We start from the raw sequence: 13,569 nt of genomic DNA on the forward strand, positions 1-13,569 counted from the left end.
CTGCTTCTGGGTCAGTTAGGCGTCGGAAACGGCGGCGAAACCGAGCTCGAGATCTGCGATGATGTCCTCGACGTTCTCAATGCCGACGGACAGGCGGATCGTCGCCTGGGAGATGCCTGCACGGCGCAGACCCTCTGCATCCGACTGGGAGTGGGTGGTGGAGGCCGGGTGGACGACCAGAGAGCGCACGTCGCCGAGGTTGGCCACGTTGGAGTGCAGCTTGAGGGAGTCGATGAACTTCCAGGCCCCGGCGCGGTCGTCCTGCTCGCCCTTGAGAGTGAAGGTGAGGACCGAGCCGGTGTACTTCAGGCCCAGCTTCTCCTTGACCCGGTACCACGGGGAGGACTCCAGGCCGGCGAAGTTGACGGCCTCGACCTGCGGGTGTGCGGCGAGGAACTCGGCCACCTTGATGGCGTTCTCGTTGTGCCGCTCGGTGCGCAGGGCGAGGGTGTCCAGGCCCTGCAGGACCACCCAGGCATTGAAGGGGGAGATGGCCGCACCGGTGTCGCGCAGGTGGCCGACGCGGGCCTTGAGGGCGTATGCCGGTGCACCCAGGTCGGCGTACTTCAGACCGTGGTAGGCCGGGTCCGGGGTGACGAACTGCTCGAAAACGGGCTGGCCGTCACGCTCGACGGTCCAGTCGAACTTGCCACCGTCGACAAGCACCCCGCCGATGGAGGAGCCGTTGCCCGTGTAGAACTTGGTCAGCGAGGCGACGACGATGTCCGCACCGAGTTCCAGCGGGCGGACCAGGGCGGCGGTGGCCACAGTGTTGTCCACGATCAGCGGGACGCTGTTGTGGTGGGCGACCTCGGCGATGACGGGGATGTCGAGGACGTCGGCGACAGGGTTGCCGAAGGTCTCCGCGTAGAAGGCGCGGGTGTTCGGGCGCACGGCTGCCTGCCAGGACTCGGGATCATCCGGGTTCTCCACGAAGGTGAACTCGATGCCCAGACGCTTGAGGGTGACCTGGAAGAGGGTCTCCGTGCCGCCGTAGAGGCGCGGGGAGGTGACGATGTGGTCGCCGGAACCGGCGAGGTTGAGGATCGCGGCGGTCTGGGCAGCCTGACCGGAGGCGAAGGCCAGGGCGGCAACGCCACCCTCCAGGGAGGCGATGCGCTCCTCGAGGGTGTTCAGCGTCGGGTTGTTCAGGCGGGTGTAGATGAAGCCGCTCTCGGCGAGGCTGAAACGGTTGGCCGCGTTCTCGGCCGAGTCGAAGACGTAGGAGGTGGTCATGTGGATCGGCTGGTTGCGTGATCCGGTGTCACTGTCCAGGCCACCGCCTGCGTGGATGGAGCGGGTCTCGAATGCCCAGTCGCCGGCGTTGCTGTTGTCGTATTTGGCCATGGTTGATCCTCTTTACGATTCTTCGGGGGTGGGAACGATGTTATTGCCAACACCATAATGGACAGCTCGGTCTAGGGCAATTGGTCGGCGCAATCAATTCATCCGGTGGACGGCCTATGCTGCTGCTTAGGAGTTGACGGAAGAATCGAGGGATTCATGAAGTCCACCAGTGAGAACGGTAGTCCTGCGGAAGTCCGGAGGGAGCATCCGCCACAAGGCGCCGTCGGGGCGGTGGCCCGGGTGTCCGCGATGTTCTTCCTGCTGACCATCTGATCCACCTTCCTCACCGTCGCCTATGCCTACGGGGGCAACGGCGGCGTGCTCGGTTGGATACGCCTGCCCGAGGGAATGTCCCCTTTCCTGCGGTGGAACCTGGAGATGGCGGACATCGTCGCCTACGCTTCTCTGTTCGCCGGGATTCTCCTGGCGTCCACGGTGCAGCTGAACTCGATCATCTCTGCAGACCTACGCCAACCAGGCGGAGATGGCGATGCTCGTCAGCTTCGGTTCGGCCTTCGCGGTGCTGTTGATGACAGTCCTGTTCGGGTTCGCGGAGGCGGCGGCTGGTCTGCTTCATCCGCGGATCTTCTTCATGTACCTCGTCAGCTTCCTGCTGTTCCTGGTGACCTTCGCCTCCCTGCCGCAGTGGAAACACACCGGTCTCTTCCAACGGCAGGTGGAGGACGGTGCCTGGGAGGCCCGCGGCAGGCTGGCAGTCATCGCCACGCAGTGGAACCTGAGCAACGTTGACGCCATCCGCAATCCGGGCGGCACCCGGGTCGCTGCGCTGACGGGTTATGTCGTCTACATCTGAGGCTTCGCCCTGGCACTCAATCTCTCGCTGGTGGTCTTCGCCGGTGATGAGGACTTTGTGGGTATCTTCGCGGCCGGGCGTTTTCCGATGTTCTTCCTCTTCGTCCTTATCGCGGTGATGCTCTCCAGTGGTATCGGCGCGGTGCTGCTCCGCATCTTCCACCTGCACGCCAGCCGCAGCGGGCTCTACGTGCTCTCCCTCTGCGTCGTCTTTGTCGCTGTCTTCTACGTGGTCCGGGCAGAAGGCGCCGGCTGGGCGGTGGCCTGGCAGTGAGCATGGCGCTCTGGGTCCTCCTTTGGGGGTTCTTCCTTAACCCGCCGAAGTACCTCGTGATCCGGCGCTACGAGGCCATCCGCCGCTCGGCGGAGATCCTCCGGGAACGCGGGCTTGCCGACGCCGCAGACGAGAACGCCCCGCCCACCGGAGGGTGAGCGGGGCGTCGAGAAGCGAGGTTCTACTTCAGACCGTCGATGATCTCGTTGAACTTCGCGGACGGGCGCATGACCTCGGAGGTCTTCTCGTCGGACGGGGCGTAGTAGCCGCCCAGCTCGACGGAGACACCCTGGTTGTCGATGAGCTCCTTGTCGATGGTGGTGGCGTTCTCCGACAGGGCTGCGGCGACCGGGGCGAACTTCTCGGCCAGTGCAGCGTCATCGGACTGAGCAGCCAGCGCCTCGGCCCAGTAGGCGGCGAGGTAGAAGTGGGAGCCGCGGTTGTCGATCTCGCCGACCTTGCGGGACGGGGACTTGCCCTCGGCCAGCAGCTTCTCGGTGGCCTGGTCCAGGGCATCGGCCAGGACGGCGGCCTGGGCGTTGTCCTGGGTGCGGGAGACGTGGCGCAGGGACTCGGCCAGGGCGAGGAACTCGCCGAGGGAATCCCAGCGCAGGTGGTTCTCCGAGGTGACCTGCTCGACGTGCTTCGGGGCGGAGCCGCCGGCACCGGTCTCGAAGAGGCCGCCACCGGCCATCAGCGGGACGACGGAGAGCATCTTGGCGGAAGTGCCCAGCTCGAGGATCGGGAAGAGATCGGTGTTGTAGTCACGCAGGACGTTGCCGGTCACGGAGATGGTGTCCTCGCCGCGGCGGATGCGGTCCACGGACAGCTGGGTCGCCTCGACCGGGGAGAGGATCTTGATGTCCAGGCCCTCGGTATCGTGGTCGGCCAGGTACTTCTCCACCAGTGCGGTCAGGTTGCGGTCGTGGGCGCGCTCTGAGTCGAGCCAGAACACGGCCGGCATGCCGGAGATACGTGCGCGGTCGACGGCGAGCTTGACCCAGTCCTGGATCGGGGCGTCCTTGGTCTGGCACGCACGCCAGATATCGCCCTCGAAGACGTCATGGGCGAGGAGGACGTCACCGGCGGCGTTGCGGACCTCGACCTTGCCGTCGGACTCGATGCGGAAGGTCTTGTCGTGGGAGCCGTACTCCTCGGCCTTCTGAGCCATCAGGCCGACGTTGGGGACGGTGCCCATGGTGGTCGGGTCGAAGGCGCCGTTGGCCTTGCAGTCCTCGATGACCGTCTGGAAGACACCGGCGTAGGAGGAGTCAGGGATGACAGCCAGGGTGTCCTGGGTCTGGTCATCCTTGTTCCACATCTGGCCGGAGGTGCGGATCATGGCGGGCATGGAGGCGTCGACGATGACGTCGGAGGGCACGTGCAGGTTGGTGATGCCCTTCGCGGAGTTGACCATGGCCAGGTCCGGGCCGTTGGCCAGGGCCTCGTCGAAGGCGGCGCGGATCTCGGCGCCGTTGTCGAGCTTGTCCAGGCCGTCGAGGATGGCACCGAGGCCGTTCTCCCCGTTGAGGCCGGCGGCCTCGAGCTGCTCGCCGTACTTGTCGAAGACGTCGGCGAAGAAGGTGCGGACGACGTAGCCGAAGATGATCGGGTCGGAGACCTTCATCATGGTGGCCTTCATGTGCACGGAGAAGAGGATGCCCTCCTCCTTGGCCCGCTTGACCTGCTCGGCCAGGAAGGTCTTCAGGGCGGCGGCGCGCAGGACGGTGCCGTCGACGACCTCGCCCTTGAGCACCGGCAGGTCCTCGCGCAGCTTCGTCTCGGTGCCGTCGGCGGCCACGTGGACGAAGGAGAGGGTGTCCGCCTCCGGCAGGATGACGGACTGCTCGTTGTGGCGGAAGTCATCGGCAGCCATGGTGGCGACGTTGGTCCTGGAGTCGGCGGACCACTCGCCCATGCGGTGCGGGTTCTTCTTGACGAAGTTCTTCACGGCCTCCGGTGCACGGCGGTCGGAGTTGCCCTCACGGAGTACGGGGTTCACGGCGGAACCCATTACTACGCTGTAACGCTTGCGGGCCTCCTTCTCATCCTCGGTCTGCGGGGAGTCGACGAAGTCGGGGATGTCGTAGCCCTGGGCCTGGAGCTCCTTGATGGCGGCCTTCAGCTGCGGCACGGAGGCGGAGATGTTCGGAAGCTTGATGATGTTGGCTTCCGGGGTCTTCGCCAGCTCGCCCAGCTCAGTGAGGGCGTCATCGACGCGCTGCTCATCGGTGAGACGGTCGGGGAACTGGGCGAGGATGCGGCCGGCGAGGGAAATATCGCGGGTCTCCACATCGATGCCTGCAGTGCCGGCGAACGCCTCGACAACCGGCTTGAACGAGTAGGTCGCGAGAAGCGGTGCCTCGTCGGTGCGGGTCCAGATGATCTTAGCCATGTAACTCCCTCGTGGTATACGGGTCAATAGTCGGTTATCCAGCCTACCCTTTCCCCTACGATACGGCCGGTGGCAGGGGCCGGGAGCCACCGGAAACCGCTTGCCGCGGCATCTTTTCCCTCGCCCCTCCACCAGGGGGAATACACGGAACCGGTGGCGGTCAACGTAGTGGCGTAGTATGCCCATCCGTGAAAGACCGCCTCCGCTCAGTCCGCACCGTTGTCCCGGCCCGGCGCCCCCGGCCCCGCCAGACCGAGATCACGAAACGGCGCCGGCTGATCGTCATGCTCGCCCTCGCCCTGGGTGGTTTCGCCATCGGCACCACCGAATTCGTCTCCATGGGCCTGCTGCCGCTGATCGCCGAGGACTTCACCGTCACCGAGGACCAGGCCGGCCACATCATCTCCGCCTACGCCCTCGGCGTGGTCGTCGGTGCCCCGGTGATCACGGCCCTGACCGGGCTCGTGCCCCGGCGCCGCCTGCTCCTGCTGCTCATGCTCGCCTTCACCCTCGGCCACCTCGCCGCTGCGCTCGCGGACAACTATCCGCTGCTGCTGGCCGCCCGCTTCCTCGCGGGCCTGCCACACGGCGCGTACTTCTCCGTGGCGGGACTCTCCGCCGCCTCGATGGCCCCACCCGGCCAGCGCGGCCGGGCCGTCGCCTTCGTGGGCATGGGCCTGTCCGTGGCCACCGTCGCCGGTGTCCCGGCCGCCCAGGCCCTCGGCCAGGCCTACGGCTGGGCGGCGGCCTACGCCCTGGTCGCCATCCTCGGCCTGGCCACCTTCACTGCCCTGTGGTTCCTCATGCCGCACATGACGCAGATGGCGCCCACCTCCGCGCTCACGGAACTCAGTGCCCTCGCCCGCTCCCAGGTCTGGCTGACCCTGGCCATCGGTACCGTCGGTTTCGGCGGCATGTTCGCCGTCTACACCTACATCTCCTGGACCATGACCGAACGCGCCGGGCTGGATCTGGAATGGATGTGGTTGGTGCTCATGGCCTATGGCGTGGGCTCCGTTCTGGGCAACTGGTTCGGCGGGCGTGTCGCGGACCGCAACCTCGAGTACGGCATCCTGTTCGCGCTGGTCATGATCGCGGTGGTGCTCACCGGCTTCTACTTCAGCTCCGTCAGCCCGGTGCCCGGTACCCTCAACTTCGCCCTCATCGGCTTCTTCGGTTCCTCCCTCGTGCCCTCCCTCCAGATCCGGCTCATGGATGTCGCCGGGGACGCCCAGACGCTGGCCGCAGCACTCAACCACTCGGCCCTCAACCTGGCGAACGCAGGTGGCGCGGCGCTGGGTGGCGTGGTCATCGCCGCCGGCCTGGGGTACTCGGCCCCCGCGCTCGCCGGCGCGGGCCTGGCGGTGGCCGCCATCCTCATCTGGTTCCCCACAGTATGGCTGCGGCGCCGGGCGGCGATAAGGTGACGGCCATGACTCTGACCATCACCTCCATCAATGTCAACGGCATCCGGGCCGCTGTGAAGCAGCGCAACGAAGACAACCCGGGGATGCTGGCCTGGCTGGCGGAATCCGCCTCCGACGTCGTGCTCCTGCAGGAGGTACGGGCCACCATCGACGAGACGGTCAAGGCCCTGCAGCCCGCCCTCGACGCAGGCTGGCACTACGTCGGCGCGCCCGCCGTCGCCCGGGGCCGCGCCGGGGTGGGCATCCTCTCCCGGGCCCCGCTTGACGACGTCCGCGTCGGCCTCGGGTCCTTCGTCGATTCCGGCCGCTGGATCGAGGGCACCTTCGACGGGGTGCGTGTGGCCTCGCTGTACCTGCCCTCCGGTTCCGTCGGCTCCGAGAAGCAGGACGAGAAGTACCGCTTCCTCGACGAGTTCGAACCCTTCCTGGAGCAGCGTGCCGGGGAGTTCCCCGAGATGATCATCGGCGGCGACTGGAACATCTGCCACCGGCGGGAGGACCTGAAGAACTGGAAGGGGAACCTGAAGAACTCCGGTTTCCTCGCCGACGAACGGGCCTTCCTGGACTCCGTGTTCGGGCACTTCCCCGAGGAAATGCCGCAGGAGAAGCCCGGACTGGGGGAGTACCACGGCGTGGTCGGCTACGACGGGCGTACGATCCGGGGTGCAGCCACTGAACCGAAGTGGTTCGACGTGGCCCGCCGCCTCCAGCCCGAGGGGGAAGGGCCGTACACCTGGTGGACCTACCGCGGCCAGGCGTTCAACAACAACGCCGGCTGGCGGATCGACTATCAGGCCGCCACCAGAAGCATGCTCGACCGTGCCGAGCACAGCTGGGTTGACCGCGCACCCACCGTGGAGACCCGCTGGTCCGATCACTCCCCACTGAATGTGACTTACGCATAGATCATGGACGCCATCGATACCGGCCAGCTGCTGGTCATCACCTTCGTCATCGGCATCACGGCCGAGGCCATCACCGCTGCGCTGGCGGCGGGAAAACAGAAGATGGACCTGTTCGGCGTCGTCGCCCTGGCCGCCCTCACCGGCCTCGGCGGCGGCACCATCCGCGACATGATCCTGGACACCTACCCCCTGACCTGGGTGGAGAACCCCATCTATCTTGTCATCGTGGTGGTTGCCGCCCTGGTGACGGTGTCCCTGTCTTTCCTCATGCACTATTTCCGGAAGGTGTTCCTGCTTGCCGACGCCGTCGGCCTGGCCACCTTCTCGGTCATCGGCACCCAGATCGCCCTGGACCTGGGCTACGGCTTCGTCATCGCCGCCGTGGCGGCGGTGGTCAACGGCGTCTCCGGCGGTGTGCTGCGTGACCTGATGAGCGACCGCGTGCCCCTGGTGTTCTCCAAGGAGCTCTACGCCTCCGTCGCAATGATGGCCACCGCCATATACATGGGACTCCTGGCCGTCGGACTCAGCGAGAACTGGACCATCGTGATCACGCTGGTCGCGACCTTCGCCATCCGCGTCATCGCCATGTACTTCGGGCTCAGCCTCCCCGTCTTCGATTACCGCGGAGCCGACCAGCCCATCGACCCACGGGCCTCACTGTCCTACCAGTCGATGCGCCGCCACCTGCGTCTGTCACGTCGCCGCGTCACCTTCGACACCTCCCGCTACACCCTGCTGGGCAGGAGCCACGACAAGAAGGGGAAGGGGAAGAAACAGCGTTGGGCCCTGCCGGAGGACGCCACCGGAGAGGACCCCGACGAGATGCCGGATCCGGGGGACGGGGCGGCCAGCCCCAGCCCCCGCTCATAGCCCCCGCTGCTAGAATGTTTCAACGACTGACATCCTCTTTGTCCTGACCAACTACAGAAGTGGAATCACACATGCGCGCATTCATTATCCTGATCCTCGGTGTCGCCCTGCTGGTGGGCGGCTTCTTCTGGTACGGCGCCGTCGGCTTCTCCGTGATGGCCATCGTCTGCGCCCTGACCATGGCCATCGGTGGCGCCCTGATCGTCTCCGCGATCGCGATCGGTCTGGACAAGCACAGCCCCACCTCCCGCAAGCTCTGAGCTTCCGTGGGGAACGAGGCGGCGTCGAGAAGCAGGCATCGGCGTCGCCTTCGTCGTTCCCGGAAGCACGCGGGCTAGACTCAACCGTTATGAATGAGCAGAATCCGTCGCCCGAAGCCCGCCAGCGAGTCCTCTCCGGTATTCAGCCCACCGCGGACTCCTACCACCTGGGCAACTACCTCGGCGCCCTGAAGCAGTGGATCGAGCTGCAGGACAACTACGACGCCTTCTACTTCATCCCCGACCTGCACGCCATCACCGTCGAGCAGGACCCGGCGGAGCTACGTCAGCGCACCATCGCCGGCACCGCCCAGCTCATCGCCCTGGGCATCGACCCGGGCAAGTCCACCCTCTTCGTGCAGTCGCATCTGCCGCAGCACGCGGAGCTGACCTGGGTGCTGGGTTGCCTGACCGGTTTCGGTGAGGCCTCGCGCATGACCCAGTTCAAGGACAAATCCCAGAGGCAGGGTACCGACCGGGCCACCGTCGGACTGTTCACCTACCCCGTCCTCATGGCCGCGGATATTCTCCTCTACCGCCCGCAGCTGGTCCCCGTCGGCGAGGATCAGCGCCAGCACCTGGAGTTGACCCGCACCCTGGCCGAGCGTTTCAACTCCCGCTACGGCGAGACCTTCGTCGTACCGGAGGGCTTCATCCCGGAGGGCTCCGCAAAGATCCAGGACCTGCAGGAACCCACCGCCAAGATGTCCAAGTCCGGTGAGAACCCCAAGGGTCTGATCAACCTTCTCGACGACCCGAAGACCTCCACCAAGCGCATCCGCTCCGCGGTCACCGACAACGACGGCGTCATCGCCTATGATCGGGAGAACAAGCCGGGCGTGTCCAACCTGCTGGCCATCCAGTCCGCGCTGACCGGCACCGGCATCGACGACCTGGTCGCCGGTTACGAAGGCCAGGGTTACGGTGCCCTCAAGGTGGACACCGCCGATGCGCTGGAGGCTTTCACCACCCCGCTGCGTGCCCGCTATGACGAGCTGATGGCTGATCGCGCCGAGCTTGAGCGCATCCTGGCGAAGGGCGCCGAGCGTGCCGGCGAGTACGCCGATGCAGTCGTCCAGGAGGTTTACGACAAGGTTGGTTTCCTGCGCCGCCTGCGTTAGGCGTCAGCGGACCTGATTCTGCTTATCGACGTCCCTCCCACCCCGGGTCACCCTCCAGGCGCCCGGGATGCAGCTGTCACTCGGGTGGGGCCCGGCCTGGATCGGTGTCGGCCTGTGCCATGGCCTCCTCCAGCCGGGCATGGGCCTCGGCCCGCTGCTCAGCGCCTTCCTGGTAGTCCTCGAACTCTGCTGCTGCGGCCCGCGCTGCTGCCCGCTCAGCCCGACGGGCACGGCGCTGCACATAGGTCTGCACCCACCGTTTCTCCACCGCCGCCAGAGGTCCCTGGGCATGATCCACCGCCCACGTCCCGTCCGCGAAGAGCCAGAACACATCCCCCGTAATGGGATCGAGCAGGTAGGTGGCCTGGGCATCAGTTTTCCGGTTGTGGTGGTGCCGGCACAGCATCACCATGTTCCCCGGTGTGGTGGGCCCACCGTCGTGGTGGTTGATGCGGTGGTCGTTATCGCTGGCGACCGCGGGTGTGGAGCACCCGGGCCAGCGGCAGCACCAGTCCCTCCCGACGAGGTAGGCCCGGATCACAGGTGTCGGGGTATAGGCCGGTGTGACTGCGGTGGTCGTTATCGCTGGCGACCGCGGGTGTGGAGCACCCGGGCCAGCGGCAGCACCAGTCCCTCCCGACGAGGTAGGCCCGGATCACAGGTGTCGGGGTATAGGCCGGTGTGACTGCGGTGGCAGCAGCATCCATGTCCGTGGTGCGCTCAGAGATGTCCAGCAGACGGGTGGCTGCCTGCGCGGTGAGCATGCCTGCCAGGGGGTGGAACACCGGGGCACCGGGGATGTCCTTCGCGGTGTAGAGATGCGTGGTCACCGAGGTGGTGGTCTGACCGAGGAGGAGCAGGACCATCGCCCGGGCCTGGCTGACACCCGCGGTGCGGGCGATCTGCCACACCACATCCCGGATCAGCGTGCCGGTGGCCTGATCCACCGACAACTCGAAGCGGACGGTGGCGTTGTCCTCGGTGTCGATCCACAACCCCGGTGCCGGGGTGTCGCCCAGGGGTGGCAGCGAGCGCATGAGCTCGACCGGGTCGAGACAGGGCTGCGGACCCGTCGGGGTGTCGTTCTCCCCGGTGTCTTCCCCGGCGCTCTCGTTTTCTTCGTTGCCCTGGCTTCCGTCCCCTGGGTCCTTGTCGGCAGTGTCCTCCCCGGCATCCCTCTCACAATTGCCCTCGGAATCGTCCTCCCCGTCCCCCGGGTTGCCCTCCGGGTCCTCCCCGGGTTCTGGTTCTGGTGGTGGGTCCGGTTCCGGGACCGGGGGCCAGGCGGGGTGGTCATCGTGGGTCACCACGGTGGTGATGGTGGTGGCCACGACCCGGGCGAAGGTCCGGGGTGTGGGCAGCAGCTGGTGCGCCCTGCTCGGTTGCAGTTTGGCGACCAGGTCCTCATCGAGGACCTCCCAGAAGTAGGGGTCGTCCTGCAGCCGTTGCGGGGCCTGGACTGCGGCGCGGTCGATGGCACCGAGGTAGGTCATGTCAAGCACCCAGGTCTGCTCCACGAGGGCGCGCAACCGCGGGAGTCGGTCGAGGGTGCTCAGGGCGTCGAGGTGGCGGGTGATGGTGCCGGGCAGGAGGCCGGTGGAGCGGGTCAGGCCGGCGAGCAGGGTGGTCCAGTCGACGGTGTCGAGTTGTTCGGGTGTGGGTTGGATGGCGCGCCAGAACCGGTAGGTGCCGGCGGTGTTGGTGGTGCGTGCCACCGCGTGTGGGTCGGCCTTGTTGAGCACACTCCATGACGGTTGCATCCTGTCTCACCCCCTGTCGAACTCGGTCGCTTATCCGTTCGATTTCGACGCTAGACCATGCCCCTGACACGGGGGTGAACTTCGGGGTCAACCGACGGTGAACGGGCAGTTCAGGGGTATTTATTTAATGAAAATAGGCCCCTTTTCGATCACGGGGGAAGGCAGCCACGGTGACTCGGGCGGAAGTCGAGGCCACTGGAAAATTTCCTGATCTTCCGAACAGGGTTCAGCCAGGGGATCGTAACGGTTGCATTGCGGTACGTGCGATGTGCCGCATTTTTACCTACCGTGGGGGTTGTATCAGCAGGTTGAGGAATGGCTGATCCTTCCGGAGAGGAGTGGCAGTGGCCACCAGCACGCAGTCCGACCAGCGCAACGTCGATGAGTTCGGCATTGAACGGGTCCACGACGATGACCCGGGGGCCGTCGATAAGGTCCGTGAGAGGTCGGAGGCCGTCGACCACCTGATGCGGATGCAGGACCGCTATTCGTCGATGGGCGGCAACCAGTATTCGGCGGGCATCACCTACTTCTCGGTCCTGGCGATCTTCCCCATCCTCATGCTCATTGTCGCCGCGGTCGCCACGTTCCTGGCCAACCGTCCCGAGGTACTCACCGACGTGCAGGAGCAGATCGCCGGTTCGGTCGAGGGGGAGCTGGGCACGCTCATCAATGACATCCTCACCACGGCCATCGCGCAGCGTGGTGCGGTCGCCGGGATCGGTGCCGTGACCGCCCTGTGGTCGGGTCTCGGCTGGATGAACAACCTGCGCTACGGGGCCTCCAAGATGTGGAAGGTCGACCCCACCGCCGTCGGCAACTTCGTCACCAAGAAATTCAGTGACCTGCTGGGGCTGTTCGGTCTGTTCCTGGCGCTGGCGGTGGCCTTCGCTGTCACTGCGATCGGCAGCTCCGGGCTGACGGAGTACGTCCTGGAATTCTTCGGCCTGGCCGGGATCCCGGGCATCCGCTTTCTCACTTACGGTGTGGCCATCCTCGTCGGACTGCTGGCGAACTTCCTGGTCATGGCCTGGATGGTGTTCTATCTGCCCCGCACGAAGGTGCCCATGCGTTCCGGGTTGCAGGCTGCCGTCCTCGGTGCGCTCGGCTTCGAGGTGATCAAGCAGCTCGGTTCATTATTCGCGACCAATGCGCTGTCGAATCCGGCGGGCGCGACCTTTGGGCCGATCATCGGTCTCATGGTCGTGCTCTACCTGGTGTGGCGTCTGGTCATGTACGTCTCCGCCTGGGCAGCAACCACCGAGGAATCCCTGCAGATGGCTCAGATGCCCGCCCCGGTGCCAGCCGTCATCCGGGTGCGGGAGGAGGTCAACCAGGGTCCCGGCGCAGGTGTCGCCGTCGGGGTGGGCGCCGCGCTCGGCGCCCTGGGGGCGGGTGCTCTCGCGCTCCTGCGGCGTAAGTAGGACCAGCGGAATCAGGGTGAACTTCAGGGGCTTTCCCGATGCCGGACGTTGAGCGTGGGGCCTATCCTTGAGGGGACGACACAACTTCCAAGGACAAGGTGACCGACATGAACTCCCCGACGCCGAACCTCTACCAGCTCCACGGCCTCGACCGCAGCGCCTCGGCGGACGAGCTGGGACGTGTTCTGGCGCAACGTGATCTCGATCTGGAGAATCAGGCTGTCCTGGACACCGATCCCCGGCGCCGGCAGCTGCACACCACCTTCGCGGTCCTCTCCGATGACGCCCGTCGCGCGACCTACGATGACGCGTTGGATGCCTCCCTCAACCTGAACTGGAACGACCTGGAGTACCTGGGTAACTTCGGCACGCTGCCGGATCCGCAGATGTTCCCCGGGCAACCCCAACCACAGCCCCAACCTCAGCAGCAGTCGACACCCTACAACTATCCGACGTACACCCCGCCGCCACCGCAGGCGGATCCCTTCGCCAACCCCTCCCAGTACATGGCCGGGGTGCCCGTGCATCAGCCGACCGTGGACCGGCCCTCGGCAGGTCTGCGTCTGGGCATGATGCTTCTCGACGGCATCCTCCTCTCCATGCTCACCGGTCTGCTCGTCGTGATCTTCGGGGCGGGCGAGGGGGCCGGCTGGTTGCTGAGCTCCATCGCTGCGCTGGCGTATTTCATCGGTTTTGAGGTGTACACCGGTGCCTCCCCGGTCAAGCACCTGTTCGGTTACCAGGTCCGGGACCTCAACACCGGCGAGAACCTGAGCCTGCAGCAGTCGGCGAAGCGTCAGTGGTGGCGCATCGTCAACATCGTCCCCGGTATCGGCTGGCTGATCAGCTTCATCGGTGCCATCGCCATCGGCAGCTCCATCAACCCGACCAACCAGTTCATCGGCTCCCACGACCGCTGGGCGGGTGCGGAGGTCGTGCGTAAGCCGGGCCGGTAGAGCGGATTAGCATG

Annotated in this window: 14 protein-coding genes; 10 read left to right on the forward strand and 4 right to left on the reverse strand. The window is 66.1% G+C overall.

All coding sequences use genetic code 11. The features are described 5' to 3' along the window. Positions 1-15 precede the first annotated feature (15 nt). On the reverse strand, positions 16-1,347 hold the full coding sequence (locus tag NYP18_RS02805; protein WP_259426606.1) for an O-acetylhomoserine/O-acetylserine sulfhydrylase: 1,332 nt from the start codon (positions 1,345-1,347) through the stop codon (positions 16-18). A 484-nt stretch (positions 1,348-1,831) separates the two neighbouring features. Here NYP18_RS02805 and NYP18_RS02810 point away from each other — a divergent pair, with 484 nt between their 5' ends. The 3 genes from NYP18_RS02810 to NYP18_RS02820 are packed head-to-tail and all read left to right on the forward strand — an operon-like array spanning position 1,832 to position 2,592. Beyond that, complete coding sequence (locus tag NYP18_RS02810) at positions 1,832-2,161, forward strand: hypothetical protein (RefSeq protein WP_259426607.1); 330 nt, start codon at positions 1,832-1,834, stop codon at positions 2,159-2,161. A gap of 30 nt (positions 2,162-2,191) precedes the next feature. Beyond that, on the forward strand, positions 2,192-2,434 hold the full coding sequence (locus tag NYP18_RS02815) for a hypothetical protein (protein WP_259426608.1): 243 nt from the start codon (positions 2,192-2,194) through the stop codon (positions 2,432-2,434). After that, positions 2,431-2,592, forward strand: a complete 162-nt coding sequence (locus tag NYP18_RS02820) for a hypothetical protein (protein WP_259426609.1) — start codon at positions 2,431-2,433, stop codon at positions 2,590-2,592. The genes NYP18_RS02815 and NYP18_RS02820 overlap by 4 nt, the downstream gene beginning before the upstream one ends. Positions 2,593-2,615: 23 nt before the next feature. Here the strand turns inward: NYP18_RS02820 and NYP18_RS02825 are convergent, their stop codons facing one another. Then, on the reverse strand, positions 2,616-4,829 hold the full coding sequence (locus NYP18_RS02825; protein ID WP_259426614.1) for an NADP-dependent isocitrate dehydrogenase: 2,214 nt from the start codon (positions 4,827-4,829) through the stop codon (positions 2,616-2,618). A 284-nt stretch (positions 4,830-5,113) separates the two neighbouring features. On the opposite strand from NYP18_RS02825, the gene NYP18_RS02830 reads away from it, so the two are divergent. The 5 genes from NYP18_RS02830 (at position 5,114) to trpS (ending at position 9,415) form a co-directional block, all read left to right on the forward strand. After that, on the forward strand, positions 5,114-6,256 hold the full coding sequence (locus NYP18_RS02830; protein WP_259426766.1) for an MFS transporter: 1,143 nt from the start codon (positions 5,114-5,116) through the stop codon (positions 6,254-6,256). Between the two features lie 5 nt (positions 6,257-6,261). Next, a complete protein-coding gene (locus NYP18_RS02835; protein WP_259426618.1) occupies positions 6,262-7,161 on the forward strand; it encodes an exodeoxyribonuclease III in 900 nt (299 codons plus the stop codon). Positions 7,162-7,164: 3 nt separating this feature from the next. Next, positions 7,165-8,034: a trimeric intracellular cation channel family protein gene (locus NYP18_RS02840; RefSeq protein ID WP_259426619.1), complete on the forward strand. Its 870-nt coding sequence runs from the start codon at positions 7,165-7,167 to the stop codon at positions 8,032-8,034. 71 nt (positions 8,035-8,105) lie between these two features. Beyond that, positions 8,106-8,294, forward strand: a complete 189-nt coding sequence (locus NYP18_RS02845; RefSeq protein ID WP_259426620.1) for a hypothetical protein — start codon at positions 8,106-8,108, stop codon at positions 8,292-8,294. Positions 8,295-8,383: 89 nt separating this feature from the next. Further along, positions 8,384-9,415, forward strand: coding sequence for a tryptophan--tRNA ligase (trpS, locus tag NYP18_RS02850; RefSeq protein WP_259426627.1), 1,032 nt, complete (start codon positions 8,384-8,386; stop codon positions 9,413-9,415). 76 nt (positions 9,416-9,491) lie between these two features. Here trpS and NYP18_RS02855 read toward each other — a convergent pair whose 3' ends face one another. Together NYP18_RS02855 and NYP18_RS02860 are read right to left on the reverse strand one after the other, a co-directional pair. Beyond that, entirely contained in the window at positions 9,492-9,827 is a 336-nt protein-coding gene (locus NYP18_RS02855; RefSeq protein WP_259426629.1) for a hypothetical protein, read from the reverse strand. Positions 9,828-9,876: 49 nt separating this feature from the next. Further along, positions 9,877-11,175 carry a hypothetical protein gene (locus tag NYP18_RS02860; protein WP_259426630.1) on the reverse strand — a complete coding sequence of 433 codons (1,299 nt, stop codon included), beginning with the start codon at positions 11,173-11,175 and terminating at the stop codon, positions 9,877-9,879. A gap of 344 nt (positions 11,176-11,519) precedes the next feature. On the opposite strand from NYP18_RS02860, the gene NYP18_RS02865 reads away from it, so the two are divergent. Both NYP18_RS02865 and NYP18_RS02870 read left to right on the forward strand, forming a co-directional pair. After that, positions 11,520-12,599: a YhjD/YihY/BrkB family envelope integrity protein gene (locus tag NYP18_RS02865; RefSeq protein ID WP_259426637.1), complete on the forward strand. Its 1,080-nt coding sequence runs from the start codon at positions 11,520-11,522 to the stop codon at positions 12,597-12,599. 107 nt (positions 12,600-12,706) lie between these two features. Further along, complete coding sequence (locus NYP18_RS02870) at positions 12,707-13,555, forward strand: RDD family protein (protein ID WP_259426639.1); 849 nt, start codon at positions 12,707-12,709, stop codon at positions 13,553-13,555. Positions 13,556-13,569: the final 14 nt, after the last annotated feature.

Origin of the sequence: Corynebacterium lemuris (assembly GCF_024919295.1) — a bacterium.
Lineage (GTDB): Bacteria > Actinomycetota > Actinomycetes > Mycobacteriales > Mycobacteriaceae > Corynebacterium > Corynebacterium lemuris.

Excerpts from the sequence above, each read along its gene's own strand:
- NYP18_RS02805 (WP_259426606.1), bottom strand. The coding sequence starts at position 1,347 with ATGGCCAAATACGACAACAGCAACGCCGGCGACTGGGCATTCGAGACC.
- NYP18_RS02810 (WP_259426607.1), top strand. The coding sequence starts at position 1,832 with ATGGCGATGCTCGTCAGCTTCGGTTCGGCCTTCGCGGTGCTGTTGATG.
- NYP18_RS02825 (WP_259426614.1), bottom strand. The coding sequence starts at position 4,829 with ATGGCTAAGATCATCTGGACCCGCACCGACGAGGCACCGCTTCTCGCG.
- NYP18_RS02830 (WP_259426766.1), top strand. The coding sequence starts at position 5,114 with ATGCTCGCCCTCGCCCTGGGTGGTTTCGCCATCGGCACCACCGAATTC.
- NYP18_RS02835 (WP_259426618.1), top strand. The coding sequence starts at position 6,262 with ATGACTCTGACCATCACCTCCATCAATGTCAACGGCATCCGGGCCGCT.
- NYP18_RS02840 (WP_259426619.1), top strand. The coding sequence starts at position 7,165 with ATGGACGCCATCGATACCGGCCAGCTGCTGGTCATCACCTTCGTCATC.
- NYP18_RS02845 (WP_259426620.1), top strand. The coding sequence starts at position 8,106 with ATGCGCGCATTCATTATCCTGATCCTCGGTGTCGCCCTGCTGGTGGGC.
- trpS (WP_259426627.1), top strand. The coding sequence starts at position 8,384 with ATGAATGAGCAGAATCCGTCGCCCGAAGCCCGCCAGCGAGTCCTCTCC.
- NYP18_RS02855 (WP_259426629.1), bottom strand. The coding sequence starts at position 9,827 with ATGGTGATGCTGTGCCGGCACCACCACAACCGGAAAACTGATGCCCAG.
- NYP18_RS02860 (WP_259426630.1), bottom strand. The coding sequence starts at position 11,175 with ATGCAACCGTCATGGAGTGTGCTCAACAAGGCCGACCCACACGCGGTG.
- NYP18_RS02870 (WP_259426639.1), top strand. The coding sequence starts at position 12,707 with ATGAACTCCCCGACGCCGAACCTCTACCAGCTCCACGGCCTCGACCGC.